Here is a 13,724-nt window from a genome sequence, read left to right on the forward strand (position 1 = left end):
ATGGGGTAAGAGCTTTTTGAAACGAAATGATTAGTCGATTTCTTCCTTGGCGGCTTTTGCCTTTTTGTATTGTTCGATTAATTTCGGCAATACTTTGTGCAAGTCACCAACGATACCTAAGTCAGCTACATCAAAGATCGGTGCGCTGTCGCTCTTGTTAATCGCGATGATGAGGCCCGATTCTTCCATCCCTGCCAAGTGTTGGATGGCTCCGGAAATACCGAGAGCGAAGTAGATGTCGGGGCGAACGGTTTTACCCGTTTGACCGACTTGACGTGCTTTTTCGATCCAGCCTGCGTCGACGGAAGCACGAGAGGAGGAAATTTCACCTTCCATGGCTTCTGCCAATTCAGCCAACAAGTCGAAACCTTCCGGTCCACCGAGACCGCGACCGCCGGAAACCAGGATTCTGGCTTCGGTAATGTCGAGTTTCTTCTTTTCTTCTTTCGCTACTTCGATGATCTTGACGTTCATGTCGGCATCCGTTAAACCGACATCTTCCATAATGACTTCGCCCTTGCGATCGTTGTCGTTTTCCATAGGGGTCATAACGCCGGGGCGAACAGTAGCCATTTGAGGACGGAAGTTTTGGCATACGATGGTAGCCATTAAGTTACCGCCGAATGCGGGACGGGTCATGCGAAGCAATCTGGTTTCAGAGTCGATTTCAAGACCTGTACAGTCAGCCGTCAGACCGGTGTGGATACGAGCGGCCAAACGGGGTGCCAAGTCACGACCGATGGAGGTAGCGCCGAAGAGCACGATTTCCGGGTCGTATTTTTGAACGATGGTGTAAATGGACTTTGCGTAGGGCTCGGTCACATATTCTTTTACAAGGGGATGATCGACGACGATAACCTTGTCGGCACCGTGGTGGATCAAAACGTCGGCTTTTGCCTTGACGTTTTCGCCTAATAAGATGGCGTATACTTCTTGGCCAAGGTCGTCGGCTAATTCTCTGGCCTTACCAATAAGTTCCGTCGATACTTTTTGTAATTCTCCATCTCGCTGTTCAGCGATGACAAATACATTTTTACTCATTTCTTTCACGCTCCTTGTTTGGCCAATGTTAAATCAAGTACTTTTCTTCCAACTTGGAGATGATGGCGTGTGCTGCCTCTTCGGGCGAGAGATCGCGGAGAACTTCGCCGGCGCCCTTGCCTTGTTTTGCTTCGGACTTAACAACCTTCGTCGGGGAGCCCTTCAAACCTAAGTTGGACACATCTACATTGTCTTTTACATCATCTAAAGACCAAACAGTTACGTCTTTTTCGTATGCATCATAGACGCCGGAAACGGTCATGTAGCGCGGTTCGGCCAGTTCAGCCAACGCGGTGATGACGCAGGGAGTCTTGATTTCGATTAAGTGGTAGCGGTCTTCGAATTGACGTTTTACACGGATGGTGTTTTCGTCAACAACTTCTAAACCTTCGGCATAAGATACTTGAGGCAGACCCAAGTGTTCAGCCATTTGCGGACCGACTTGCGCCGTGTCGCCGTCGATTGCTTGACGTCCGGCGAGGATTAAGTCGAAATCGCCGATGGTCTTTAAGCCGGCAGCGATGGTTTGGCTGGTAGCCCACGTATCGGCACCACCGAATGCGCGGTCGGATAAAAGGATCGCTTCATCGGCACCCATAGCTAAAGCTTCTCTTAAGAGATCTTCCGCCTGCGGGGGTCCCATGGAAAGAACCGTTACCGTGGTGCCCGGGTTTTCGTCCTTAATACGCAAAGCCATTTCGATGGCGGCCTTGTCGTCCGGGTTGATAATACTCGGAACACCGTCTCTGATCAGTGTATTCGTCTTCGGATCCAAACGGACTTCCGTTGTATCCGGTACCTGTTTTGCACAGACAATAATTTTCATGGTAAACGCCTCCTGTTATTTAACACCCATCCAGCCAGCAATAACCATACGCATAACTTCCGAAGTACCTTCGTAGATTTCGGTAATCTTCGCGTCGCGCATCATACGTTCAACCGGGTAGTCCTTAATGTAGCCGTAACCGCCGAGAAGTTGAACCGCTTTGTTGGTTACTTCCGATGCCGTTTCAGCAGCAAACAATTTTGCCATGGCTGCCATGTGGCCGTAGGGAATCTTCTTGCCTTTTGCATCGGCTGCGCGGTAAACCAAAAGTCTGGCTGCATCGGCCTTGGTTTGCATGTTGGCCAAGGTGAATTGCGTGTTTTGGAATTGAGATAACCGCTTACCGAATTGCGATCTTTCCTTCGTGTATTGAACCGCTTCGTCGATGGCGCCTTGAGCGATACCTGCTGCTTGGGAAGCGATACCGATACGGCCGCCGTCTAAGGTCTTCATAGCAACGGCAAAGCCCTTGCCTTCTTTACCTAAGAGATTTTCCTTGGGAATGCGGCAATCTTCCATAATCAATTCGCAAGTGGAAGAAGCGCGGATACCCATCTTGTTTTCCGCTTCACCGACGCGGAAGCCCGGTGCGTCGCGGTCAACGATAAAGGCGGAAATGCCGTGGTTGCCCTTGCTGCGGTCGGTCATGGCGAAGACGACAAATACGTCAGCGATGCCGGCGTTGGTGATAAAGATCTTGGTTCCGTTTAATACCCATTCGTCGCCGTCTAATACAGCGATGGTTTGTTGGCCCGAAGCATCGGTACCTGCGTTCGGTTCGGTCAAACCGAAAGCGCCTAATTTCTTCCCGCTCAATAAGTCGGGTAAGTATTTCATCTTTTGTTCTTCCGTACCGTTTTCGTAAATCGGTGCACAGCACAGAGAAGTATGTGCAGATACGATAACGCCCGTGCTCGCGCACTTCTTGGAAAGTTCTTCAACGAGCATGGAGTATGCGAGGTAATCGCCGCCTTGTCCGCCGTATTCCTTCGGGAACGGAACGCCGAAGAAGCCGGCCTTTGCCATCTTCTTGATGTTTTCCATGGGCGGTTCGCCGGTCTCGTCAATGTCACCGGCGATGGGTTCTACTTCTGTTTCAGCAAACTCCCGATAGAGTTGGCGCAACAGTAGATGTTGTTTGTCCATAATAAAATCCATATTCAAATCCCCCTTGTTTCGACAAGATTTGTACAAGAACATCGTACATAGGCAGTGTGTGAACCATTTCGTTTGAAAGATGTCCTCGGACACCGCTTACCTCTATTATAAACGATATTTTAACAATGTTAAGCCCTTTTTGTCAGATTTTTCACTTTTATTTTTTTCTTTCCCTTCAAAAAACCGCGCAACCCTTGCAAATACAGGCTTTCCGCCGAAAAAATAATTTAAAAAAAGATTCGAAAATTTTACCGAAAAAACCGAAAAACTGCCCCCAACCCACTTTTCACTCCCGATGCAGCCCTCTGAAAACATTTCGATGGACAAAAATTTTTCAAATTCACGGGCGAAAATAAAAGCGTTTCCATGTGAAAAAACCATGAATACCATCCACCGAAACCAATCCCCTTTCTTCATTAATAAAAGGCCGAAAAAGGCACGGGGAAAAGAAACTTGTTTCGGCGGAAAAAACGGATCCGCCCGCGCCTCTTTTTAAAAAAATCCGCCGCAACGACATGCCCCGCAGAAAAAGCGCACAAAAAAGGAACCGAGCCTGCGCTCGATTCCTTATGCCTTCCATGGTTTCATTGGATTCTATTCATCCGCCAAACGTCGAAACAACGCTTCATAATCTCTTCGAGAATAGAGGATACGGATGACCTCCACGCGTTCTCTTTTTTCGCTGATACGATAAAAAATGAGATAATTTTCCACGGGGCAAAACCGAATTTCTCTACCGTTCACCGTAAAGACCTTTTTAAATCGCCCGGGAAATACCCGCAATCCCTCGACCGCGTCCTGAAATTTTTCCAGGTACAAGATCCCTGTTTCAGGCACGGATAGTGCATCTGCCATGTAACGATACACATCGAGCATGTCCTTTTCTGCTGGGAAATAAAAACCGAATACCGCTTCACCGTTGATCAAGGAGTCGAGCGAATACCGCCGACGCCTCTTCCGACCGGCCGACGTCTAAATCCCCGATCCCTTCTCTCAAGAGATCCAAAAGCGCCTCTTTCGATAAATTCTCCACATCCGGCGAGGGCTCCGGCAATACAACCGAAAAAGGAAGCCCGCGCTTTAAAATAATTTGTCGATAAAAAAGTTCGATGGCGGCAGAGGGCGCCAAGCCGATTTCTTTTAAAATGGCTTCCGCTTCGTTTTTTACCTCGGGCACCATGCGCACATTGACATTCGCCGATTTTGCCATAATCATCCCCCCTTATTTTCAGTATAGCCCCTGTGTATTTACAATGTCAACACAATTGTTTCTTATCCGCTCCTCTGTGCAGAAAAAAGCACACAAAAAAGGAACCGAGCCTGCGCTCGATTCCTTTTTAAATGGCCTTAGCGATTTGCTGAAGCTTGTTTCCAGGTTTGATTCAACATAACCCAAGTTTCGGGTACCTGACCTTTTTCGGTGCGGTAGAACGTGTGGGTGTTGGATGCTTCGACGATTTCGTAGTATGCCCAGTGGCTTGCATTGACATCGACAAAGGGAACGATGTTCGTCAAGACATCACGCAGACCCGTGAGGTTTACGCTACGGTCGTACAGCTTGTTAAATACCTTAACCGCTTCGGCGCGGGTAATGTGGTTGTTCGGGCGGAAGGTGCCGTCCGGATAACCGTTGATGCGTCCGTTGGCATAAGCTTGGTTGATCGCCGCTTCGGCCCAGTGGCCTTTTGCATCGGCGAAAGGTGCCATGCCGGTATTCGCCTTGTCAATGGCCTTGATCATTTGTGCAAATTCCGCACGGGTGATCTTGCCGTTGGGGCGGAAGGTACCGTCGGGATAACCCTTCATATACCCTGCGTTGACAACCGCGTTGATTGCTGCGTTGTACCAGCCGCTGCGTACGTCGATGAAGTTGGGTCTTGCACTGTTGGAAAGATCCAAACCTTGCAAACGAGCCAGCATGGCTGCCGCTTCGGCGCGGGTCATATTGCCTTCGGGCTTGAAGCTGCCATTTTCGTAGCCGTAGATATAGGCCTTGTGAATGGCGGTTTCGTGTTTTTGATCCTTCGTGTCGACCTTGTTGTCGGCGGAAGACCAACCCGGATTCACAGGAACAAACCAGTGGCTGTTGCCGGAGTTGCTTCCGTTATCGTCTCTATTCGCTTTGTGGCCGACGACGGGAACTTCAATCACTTTCCGGCCGTACGGCAGATCGGAATCCTGAATGGTCACGGTAATCGGACCGTCTACATCCTTGCCCGGTGTGACAAACACATTTCCTCTGCTGTCGATTTCTGCAGGTACATACTTACCGTCTTCATCCTTGGCGGATACCTTTGTATCCTTGTCCGGATTCGTCACGACAATGCCCGTGTCTTGGGAATCATTGGTCGGGTTGACGGGTTTGACATTAGAACTGTCGACAGAGGTCTTCTTGTCGCCGGGTTGCGGCGTACTTGATCCATCTTCGACGAGCTTATCGCCTGCGATCGTATCCTTGGATTTGTCCGGATAGGTGATGGTTGCAGTGCCGTCGTCGCCTACTGTGATGGTCGTGCCGTCCGGTAAGGTGCTCTTACCTTGATCGTCTTTGTTTGCATCTTCAATGGCTTTCTTAACGGCGTCTTTTTCTTCTTGCGTTAAGTTCTTTTTGTTTGCAACCGGGGTCTTGTCTTTCGGAACCTTCGGATCGATGGTGTCGGCTTGCGTCTTGGCTTTTTCTTCGACGAGCTTATCGCCTGCGATCGTATCCTTGGATTTGTCCGGATAGGTGATGGTTGCAGTGCCGTCGTCGCCTACTGTGATGGTCGTGCCGTCCGGTAAGGTGCTCTTACCTTGATCGTCTTTGTTTGCATCTTCAATGGCTTTCTTAACGGCGTCTTTTTCTTCTTGCGTTAAGTTCTTTTTGTCTGCAACCGGGGTCTTGTCTTTCGGGACTTTCGGATCGATGGTGTCGGCTTGCGTCTTGGCTTTTTCTTCGACGAGCTTATCGCCTGCGATCGTATCCTTGGATTTGTCCGGATAGGTGATGGTTGCAGTGCCGTCGTCACCTACGGTGATTTCGGTGCCGGCGGGTAAGGTGCTGTTGCCTTCGCCGTCTTTGTTCGCATCTTCGATGGCTTTCTTAACGGCGTCTTTTTCTTCTTGCGTTAAGTTCTTTTTGTTTGCAACCGGGGTCTTGTCTGCCGGGACTTTCGGATCGATGGTGTCGGCTTGAGAAAGCTGTTCCTCTGTCCACACTGCGTAGACAACCAGGTGTCTTTCTACCGGTGTTGTTTCTGTGAATTTGTTTTCTGCTGCTAGTTTTTCAAATTCTGCTGCTGTTGTAACAGTCTTATTTCCAAGTGCAGTTTTTCCTGCTTCGGTTACCCAGCCGAGGAATGTCTTTCCAGTGGCCGTGGGGTTTGCAGGGAATTCATCGCCGGTACCTGCTGCTACATTCGCACCGGTAAATCCGTTGGCTTTGTAGCCATCTTCTTCGTAGAATTTGACATTGTCCGGTACGATTCTTACGTCTTGTTTCTTATCCTCTTCAAATGCACCTTCTGTTGCATTGAATAGAACTCTTGCTTTAACTCTGTTTTCTAACCAGTCTGATGGGACTGATGATCCGTCAGAGGTGTTGGCTAGGAATCTCATGTCCTTGTAAAGTTTAAATGTTTCCCCTAAAACAGGAGCATTTCTTGTCGGGTTAAATTGTTTTAAGAACACTTCATATGGGAATGCATTGTATTTTTTATCATAAACAGTTACTTCTTTTGTAGCATCTGTTGTGATGTTTCCATCTTTGTCGTATTCATTTTCAGCTGCATTTGCCTTTGCTACATAGCGATTACCGTCTTTATCTACATATAATAGTCTTAGAGTACCACCATCGTATCTAGTGAAGCCTTGGACACTTGCAGTGTCGTGTTTAAAGGCATCTTCTGTTTTAGGTAGAGATCTTGGGTCTCTGTAGATTTGGTTGATCTTTTGATTGTCTTTTAGTCCTTCTTCAGACATAGCATAGTCATTTGTGAACATTTCTTGGTAAGGACGGTAGAGCGATTTCTTTAGGGTCAGTAAAGACATATTGTCCATTAAGTCAAGCCATGCTAAGTCTGTGTAGTTATCTACTCTTTCGAACTTTTCAAAGGTCATAGAGGCTGTTTCGCCATCTTGAAGTTCGCCCTTAGAGTTGTAGGATTCGATAATTAAATTTGTACCCGGTTCTACCTTGCCAAGGTCGATTTTAAAGTTGCCTTCTGAAGCTGTGACAGCATAGTTAGGTGTACCTGTAATCATGTTTTTGTCGGTAACTTCCCATTTTACTCCAACCAAAGTATCGACTATTTTAAATTCAAATGTTTTTTCTTCAGTCTTTCCTACCGGAGTATATCTAACCTTATAGTAACCCCTATCATTTTTAAAATCTTTATAGATGTGAGTTGTTAATATTCTTCTTTTATTTTTACCAAGACCTTCTTCACCAAGGCTTAAAACAGGCTTAGATTGGTCTCTCTCTGTACCTGTTTCTAGGTTGTAGAAGTTTACAGATACATTTTCTTTTCCATAATCTTGTAAAAGTACCCTAACCTTGTCACCCTTTTTGATTGTGGCACCTTCTCTTAGAGTATAAGAATATTGGCCTGTTACTCCTTCTTTGGTGATTTGATCAAGTCCACCGGTACCTGCGGCTAATCCATTGTAGTAACCTTGTGGTCTTCTTACCAAGGCATCATTAGGGTCTCCTACTTGGAATAATACTCCGTCATTTTTAACATCTACTCCGGTATCTACTATAGGTGACTTGTAACCTTTTGGTAGAACCATGTCCTTATCAAAAGTTCTTTCATATACCGCCCAGCCATTAGGGTTTGAGTCTACCCATCCGGACATGATTGGGAAGTCTACCTTGTGTTTGCCTGAGCTCTTGAAAGTATCGGCAAATTTACTTTTGTCTACCATGTAGTCTACAGTTGTTATATAACCGTTTTGTTCGTTCAAAATTTTCCAGAAGTTGTCATTATGAACTCTAACAACTTTTTTAACATTCGTATTATTGAATTTAGATGATGCTAAAACGACATAGGCAAATTTATTGTTGCCATTTTCATCTTTCTTGTAGTTAATTTGATCTTTTTTGATTCCAACTTTAGTATTGGCAATTGTTTTTCTGGACCAGTTAAGAACATTGGTATAGGCAATATTGCCGTTCTTGTCAGGTTTTAAATAATCGACAAAGCCAGCATCAAAAATTTGAACATAGGCTGCAGGTTTTCCTTCTTGCTCGTCTTTCGGATCTCCTGTTGAACGTTGTGCTTGGTATTGAGTACTTAGGACAGCAAGTTTTGCCAAGTCTTCTTTATTATCATAGTTGTTGTAGATATATGACAATTCCTCATCTTCAGTTGGATCTGCTACAAATGAAGAGAAGAATCCATTTTGAAGGGCATAAGGATATGATTGAGCCTTACCGCCCTTATAAAATGCCATATCAATATCATTAGCTAATGGAATTGTTGTACTCTTTGTATAGGTTGTGTAGTCCATGGATGAGCCTTTTGGAGCCATGGCATAAATTCTTTCAAATTTAGAATCCATAAGTCTCATTTGTACAGAGTAGTTTTCCTCTCCCAAAGCTTTTATTGTTATACCATCTTTTAGGACAAGGTGAATTGGTAGATTACGTCTACTATTTCCCTTTGAACCTGTCATTAAGCCAAGGTCAAGCCATTTCTCATTTTTGCCCTTAGCATCAACAAATTTGTATTGTTTTGCATCAATTCCTTCTCCGTAGGATGCATTCCAATCAATTTGATTGAAAAGTTTGCTGTCAAATTTTAGTACCATCCTGTACCATACACCGGAGATTGCTTGAGTCTTTTCTTTATAAAGTAGTTTGATAACATCTCTGCCATCTGCATTGGTATAGGTACCGTCGTAGTTAAGGTCGGTAATTTGAGTCGGCTCTGTTGTCCTTACCCTAACTAGTCTTTGGCCTCCTGCAATATCGACAGACCAGTTTCTTTCATCACCCTTGCCTGCTTCTTCATCCCAGTTAGTTTTTGGTTTTCTATTATCCGGAAGCGCTGCTGCCGCACCGGTTTCTTTTGTCGGTGCAGGCGTCGGCTCTTCTCCTCGTGCAAATGCGCCATAGGGGATCATGGTAAATACCATGACAAAGGCCAATGCCCAAGCGATGGCTCGGGTTGCAAAGGTTTTCTTGCTCTGCATAATTTCTCCTTTCTTATCTTTTCGCATCTTTCTTTTATTCGTCGGCAAATTCATACAAGGCCTTGCCTTGTGCCCTTTCTTTTTTGAAAGTGCATCACTCCTTTTTGTCGTGAACGCCATTTCTTCTTTTATCTTTACATGCATATAGTCTTACAAGCTAATTGTAACACTCTTATCTTTTTTTATCTATGTGAAAGAACAGTTTTAGCCTATACCCGCCTTTTATTTCTTTCCTTTTAAAAGTAAAAAATAAAATTCGTTCGGGAGCATTTTTCTTTCACGTAAAATCGGGCGGTTTTCTTCTCCCCGTTCTTTAAATGGATACGAGGGGGAGGGATTGCCTGCATCTTCGATGCGTTTCACCAAATCCTCGGCTTTGACCACAGGGCGGCGGTGTTGTCGTTGGGGGTGGATGCCGATGATGCCGCCGTTTTTGGTAAATTGTTTGTCCGGGTAGAAGTGAACGGCGTGTTCTGCGTTGTTTAGGAGGCCGAAGGGGCTCTCGGCGCCGGCTTCCGGATCGAGTTTGTCTTTCGGGGCGGCGGGCTTTGGGTATAATTCAGTTATATCTATGAAGGCAATTAAAGGAGGATATATGGACAACTTTATTTTTTCGGTACCGACGACGATTTTTTTTGGGGAAGGTCAGGCCCGGGCCTTTGCCGAGGCGGTGAAGTCTTACGGGGAGAAGGCGCTGATCGTGTTCGGCGGCGGCTCCGTTAAGAAAAACGGCATTTACGACGAGATTACCACGGCGCTTCATGCCGCCGGCGTAAAGACGGTGGATCACGGGGGCATCGAGCCGAATCCGCGGATTGAAAGTGTGCGTGCGGGGATCGACCTGGTGAAGAAGGAAGGGGTGGATGTGATCGTGCCCATGGGCGGCGGCTCCACCATCGACGCGTCGAAACTGATCGCGGCGGGGGCGCTGACTGCGGCGGATCCCTGGAAGATCGTGATCGGCGAGGCGAAGGTAACGGGGGCTCTGCCGATCTGCACGGTGCTCACTTTGGCGGCCACGGGTTCTGAAATGGATCAGGGCTCGGTGATAACGAATCCCGAGACGAAGGAGAAGCTGGGCTGGGGCAGTCCGAAGGTGCTTCCCAAGGCGAGTTTGTTGAATCCGGCCTACACGGTGTCGGTGAATGGATACCACACGGCGGCGGGCACGGCGGATATTATGAGCCACACCATGGAAAATTACTTCACCGTGGACGACAGTGCCTTTGTGCAGGATTCCATGGCGGAAGGGGTTTTGCGCGCCTGCCGCCACGCCGGTCCCGCGGCTTTAAAGGACGGCGGGGACTTGGAGGCCCGGGCCAATTTAATGTGGGCCTCGAGCTGGGCGATTAACGGGCTTCTTCGCAAGGGCAAGCCCCAAGCCTGGAGCGTGCACCCCATGGAACACGAGCTTTCGGCTTTCTACGACATTACCCACGGGGTGGGCCTCGCGATTTTGACGCCGCGCTGGCTTCGCCACGTCTTAAGTGCCAAGACGGCGCCGAAGATCGCCCGTTTCGGCCGCCGAGTCTTCGACATTAAATCGGAAGACGATGTGGATGCGGCGAATGAAGCCATCGAGGCGCTCTACGATTTCTTTGTGCGCATGGGGATTCCCATGACGCTGAAGGAAGTGGGCATCGGCGAGGAACATTTGGCGGAAATGGCCAAGGCCTGCGCGGACCATGCCGGCGGCGTGATCCGCGGCTTTGTGGATCTGAAGGAAGAAGATATTTTGGCAATTTACAAGGCGAGTTTATAAGCATAAAAAGAAAGCTGCTCGAGATGGGCAGCTTTCTTGTGTGGAAACGGTGCTTCAGGCTTTACTTTTCAAGGACGGCTCTTGTTTTTTCGCCTAAAAATAAAAAGCCCTCTCCGTGGTCCGCATGTAGGTAGTCTACATTAAGCGTGGAGAGGTTCTGTTGAATCTATTATAGCAAAGTTTCTCGACCTCATGTTGAACTCTTTCATTTTTTCAAGAGTTGGATTTCTTGTCTGTGAATGATGAAGTGGTTATTTCCATTTTGGAAACAACCACTTTTACTTTTCAAGGGCGGCTTTTAATTCCTCTATGGTCTTGTAGGCGGCATGGGTGTCGGCGGCGATTCTTCTGCCCTCTTCAATGGCGGAAAGGGTCTCTTCATTGATGCGATTTGTTTTTAAGCTAAGGGAATCAAAGCGATCGCTCGGGTAATTCGGGCGTTCGAATTCCATTTTCTTTTCATCGTTTTGTTTCGCCATCGTCTTACTCCTCCCACAGAAAAACCGCGGCCTTTGCCGCGGCATTTTATTTTCTGTAACTCTTTGCTTTTTCCAAGCGTTTTAAGATTTCGTCTTTTCCTAAGAGGTAGATAATGTTGGAAAGCTCCGGGCCGTGAACGTTGCCGGTCATGGCGGCACGGGCGGGCATGTAGAGGTTTTTGCCTTTCACGCCGCTTTTCTTTTGCACTTGCTTCATGAGCTTGCCCGCTTGTTCCGGGGAAATGGCGTCCATGTCGCTCACGATTTCTTCCAGGGCGTCGATCACCGCCGGGGCGGATTCGGAATTAATTTGTTCCAGGGCGTCTTCTTCGGTGACTTCGTAGTCGTCGTAGAGGAAGCCGCAGGCCTCAGGCACTTGTTCCAGGCGATCCAGGCCGTCTTGAATGGTTTCCATTAAGACGCGGTAGTGCTCGGGATCTTTTTCCACGTCGGCTTTTGTAAAGAGGCCGACTTTTTCGATGTAGGGCATGGCCATGTCCAGAAGTTCGTCGGCGGAGAGTTCTTTCATGTAGTGGCTGTTGATCCAGTCGAGCTTCTTCACGTCGAAGACGCCGCCGGTTCTCGCGATGCGCTTGGTGTCGAAGGCTTCGATGAGTTCGTCCATGGAGAAGATTTCCTGATTGTCTTCCGGGGACCAGCCCACGAGGGCCAGGTAGTTCACGAGGCCTTCGGGGAGGTAGCCGTGGCCTTTAAAGTCTTCCACGGACACGTCGCCTTGGCGCTTGGAGAGCTTTTTGTGGTCTTTGTTTAAGACGCCGGGGAGGTGAATGTAGGTGGGCACGTCCCAACCCAGGGCTTGGTACAGGTACACGTGCTTGGGCGTGGAGGGCAGCCATTCTTCCCCGCGGATGATGTGGGTGATGCCCATGAGGTGGTCGTCTACCACGACGGCCATGTGGTAGGTGGGGAAGCCATCGCTTTTCATGAGGACCTGATCGTCCATTTCGTTGGTGTTAATGGTGATTTTGCCGCGAGCTTCGTCTTCGAAGGTGATGTCTTCGTCGTGGGGAAGCTTGAGGCGCACGACGTATTCTTCTCCGTTCGCAATGCGCTCTTTGGCTTCATCCAATGAGATGGAGCGGCAGAGGCCGTCGTAGCGGGGCACTTGGCCTTTGATTTTTTGGCCTTCGCGCAGGTTGTCCAGCCGCTCTTTGGTGCAGAAGCAGTAGTAGGCGTGGCCGGATTCCAGCAGCTGATCCACGTATTTTTTGTAGATGTCCAGTCGCTTGGATTGGATGTAGGGGCCGCAGTCGCCTTCTTCGGTGACTTTTCCGTCTTTCATCATGACGCCTTCGTCGATTTCAAGGCCCGCCCAGTTCAGGGAGCGGATCAGGTTTTCGATGGCGCCTTCCACGAAGCGGGTTCTATCCGTGTCTTCGATGCGGAGCAGGAATTTTCCGCCTTTTTGTTTTGCGTAAAGGTAGTTGTAGACGGCGGTTCTCAGCCCGCCGATGTGCAAGTAGCCCGTGGGTGATGGGGCAAAGCGCACCCGTACGTTGTCCATGGTTCCTCCTTATTTTTCCATTAGTGTAAATGCGTGAAGTATGCGGTCGGTCTCCCAAGTGTTTACGATTAAATCTTCGGGATAGTCCAGCTCGTCTATAAGGGCTTTCGCCAAATCGAAATTGCCTACGTCCACGTCCATGTGGGCGTCGCTTCCCACGATGATTTTCATGTTTTTTTCTTTGCCGAGCCCCAGGAGCACGCGCAGGTTTTCTTCTGCGCCGATGCGGGGGCCGTTTTTCTTCAGCGACGAATTGTTCAGCTCACAAAACAGGTCCCGCTCAACGATAAAATCGCTGAGGCGCTCGTAATCCAAGGGGAAACGGGCGTCGTCGGGGTGGCCGACGATTTTTACCTGCGGGTGTTTGCAGGCGTTGATCACGGCGTCGGTGTTTTCTTCTTTACTCGACGGGGTGAAGCACTGTTTGTGCAGGCTCACGATGGCGTAGTCCAATTTTTTCCGGTCCGGATGGATGTCGATGGTGCCGTCGACGTCGACGATGTTGGCTTCGACGCCGCAAAGGACCACCACGCCGTCCAGCACGCGGGGCACGGCACGGTAGTTGTCGAATACGGCGTTGTTTTCCACGCCGGCCATGGCCATGGCGTGGTCGCTGGTGCCGATGATTCGAAGGCCTCGCGCCCGGGCCCAAGCGACGTTTTCTCTCAGCGTCGAATAGGCGTGTCCGGAGGCGATGGTATGGGTGTGGAGATCAATTGATAGTTCCATAGTGCCTCCTTTCTTAACGTTTCTATTATA

Annotated in this window: 12 protein-coding genes; 1 reads left to right on the forward strand and 11 read right to left on the reverse strand. The window is 48.5% G+C overall.

All coding sequences use genetic code 11. The annotated features are described in order from the left end of the window. Nucleotides 1–30 precede the first annotated feature (30 nt). From OCV31_RS03140 to OCV31_RS03175, 8 genes are all read right to left on the reverse strand, one after another. Entirely contained in the window at nt 31–1,041 is a 1,011-nt protein-coding gene (locus tag OCV31_RS03140) for an electron transfer flavoprotein subunit alpha/FixB family protein (RefSeq protein ID WP_148472528.1), read from the reverse strand. 28 nt (nt 1,042–1,069) lie between these two features. Then, a complete protein-coding gene (locus OCV31_RS03145; RefSeq protein ID WP_148472530.1) occupies nt 1,070–1,867 on the reverse strand; it encodes an electron transfer flavoprotein subunit beta/FixA family protein in 798 nt (265 codons plus the stop codon). 15 nt (nt 1,868–1,882) lie between these two features. After that, complete coding sequence (locus OCV31_RS03150) at nt 1,883–3,025, reverse strand: acyl-CoA dehydrogenase (RefSeq protein WP_148472532.1); 1,143 nt, start codon at nt 3,023–3,025, stop codon at nt 1,883–1,885. A 105-nt stretch (nt 3,026–3,130) separates the two neighbouring features. Further along, nucleotides 3,131–3,442, reverse strand: a complete 312-nt coding sequence (locus tag OCV31_RS03155) for a hypothetical protein (RefSeq protein ID WP_267303777.1) — start codon at nt 3,440–3,442, stop codon at nt 3,131–3,133. Between the two features lie 177 nt (nt 3,443–3,619). Beyond that, the gene (locus OCV31_RS03160) at nt 3,620–3,952 is read right to left on the reverse strand and encodes a type II toxin-antitoxin system RelE/ParE family toxin (RefSeq protein ID WP_267303778.1); all 333 of its coding nucleotides are present in this window, start codon (nt 3,950–3,952) and stop codon (nt 3,620–3,622) included. Continuing rightward, the gene (locus tag OCV31_RS03165; protein WP_148472538.1) at nt 3,939–4,235 is read right to left on the reverse strand and encodes a type II toxin-antitoxin system RelB/DinJ family antitoxin; all 297 of its coding nucleotides are present in this window, start codon (nt 4,233–4,235) and stop codon (nt 3,939–3,941) included. Before OCV31_RS03165 ends, OCV31_RS03160 begins: the two co-directional genes overlap by 14 nt. A gap of 137 nt (nt 4,236–4,372) precedes the next feature. After that, a complete protein-coding gene (locus OCV31_RS03170; RefSeq protein ID WP_267303779.1) occupies nt 4,373–9,199 on the reverse strand; it encodes an S-layer homology domain-containing protein in 4,827 nt (1,608 codons plus the stop codon). 222 nt (nt 9,200–9,421) lie between these two features. Continuing rightward, on the reverse strand, nt 9,422–9,802 hold the full coding sequence (locus OCV31_RS03175; RefSeq protein WP_148472540.1) for a YbaK/EbsC family protein: 381 nt from the start codon (nt 9,800–9,802) through the stop codon (nt 9,422–9,424). On the opposite strand from OCV31_RS03175, the gene OCV31_RS03180 reads away from it, so the two are divergent. Beyond that, nucleotides 9,795–10,961 carry an iron-containing alcohol dehydrogenase gene (locus OCV31_RS03180; protein WP_148472542.1) on the forward strand — a complete coding sequence of 389 codons (1,167 nt, stop codon included), beginning with the start codon at nt 9,795–9,797 and terminating at the stop codon, nt 10,959–10,961. The genes OCV31_RS03175 and OCV31_RS03180 overlap by 8 nt on opposite strands. Before the next feature lie 278 nt (nt 10,962–11,239). Here the strand turns inward: OCV31_RS03180 and OCV31_RS03185 are convergent, their stop codons facing one another. Genes OCV31_RS03185 through OCV31_RS03195 form a run of 3 tightly spaced genes read right to left on the reverse strand, consistent with a single transcriptional unit; the run spans nt 11,240 to nt 13,694 of the window. Beyond that, nucleotides 11,240–11,440, reverse strand: a complete 201-nt coding sequence (locus OCV31_RS03185) for a hypothetical protein (RefSeq protein WP_148472545.1) — start codon at nt 11,438–11,440, stop codon at nt 11,240–11,242. Nucleotides 11,441–11,486: 46 nt separating this feature from the next. Next, on the reverse strand, nt 11,487–12,965 hold the full coding sequence (gltX, locus tag OCV31_RS03190) for a glutamate--tRNA ligase (RefSeq protein ID WP_148472547.1): 1,479 nt from the start codon (nt 12,963–12,965) through the stop codon (nt 11,487–11,489). Between the two features lie 9 nt (nt 12,966–12,974). After that, nucleotides 12,975–13,694 (reverse strand): phosphatase, encoded by a 720-nt coding sequence (locus OCV31_RS03195; RefSeq protein WP_148472549.1) that lies wholly within the window; start codon nt 13,692–13,694, stop codon nt 12,975–12,977. Nucleotides 13,695–13,724: the final 30 nt, after the last annotated feature.

The organism is Aedoeadaptatus acetigenes (assembly GCF_025566985.1).
Lineage (GTDB): Bacteria > Bacillota > Clostridia > Tissierellales > Peptoniphilaceae > Aedoeadaptatus > Aedoeadaptatus acetigenes.

Excerpts from the sequence above, each read along its gene's own strand:
- OCV31_RS03140 (WP_148472528.1), bottom strand. The coding sequence starts at position 1,041 with ATGAGTAAAAATGTATTTGTCATCGCTGAACAGCGAGATGGAGAATTA.
- OCV31_RS03145 (WP_148472530.1), bottom strand. The coding sequence starts at position 1,867 with ATGAAAATTATTGTCTGTGCAAAACAGGTACCGGATACAACGGAAGTC.
- OCV31_RS03150 (WP_148472532.1), bottom strand. The coding sequence starts at position 3,025 with ATGGATTTTATTATGGACAAACAACATCTACTGTTGCGCCAACTCTAT.
- OCV31_RS03155 (WP_267303777.1), bottom strand. The coding sequence starts at position 3,442 with ATGAAGAAAGGGGATTGGTTTCGGTGGATGGTATTCATGGTTTTTTCA.
- OCV31_RS03165 (WP_148472538.1), bottom strand. The coding sequence starts at position 4,235 with ATGGCAAAATCGGCGAATGTCAATGTGCGCATGGTGCCCGAGGTAAAA.
- OCV31_RS03170 (WP_267303779.1), bottom strand. The coding sequence starts at position 9,199 with ATGCAGAGCAAGAAAACCTTTGCAACCCGAGCCATCGCTTGGGCATTG.
- OCV31_RS03180 (WP_148472542.1), top strand. The coding sequence starts at position 9,795 with ATGGACAACTTTATTTTTTCGGTACCGACGACGATTTTTTTTGGGGAA.
- OCV31_RS03185 (WP_148472545.1), bottom strand. The coding sequence starts at position 11,440 with ATGGCGAAACAAAACGATGAAAAGAAAATGGAATTCGAACGCCCGAAT.
- gltX (WP_148472547.1), bottom strand. The coding sequence starts at position 12,965 with ATGGACAACGTACGGGTGCGCTTTGCCCCATCACCCACGGGCTACTTG.
- OCV31_RS03195 (WP_148472549.1), bottom strand. The coding sequence starts at position 13,694 with ATGGAACTATCAATTGATCTCCACACCCATACCATCGCCTCCGGACAC.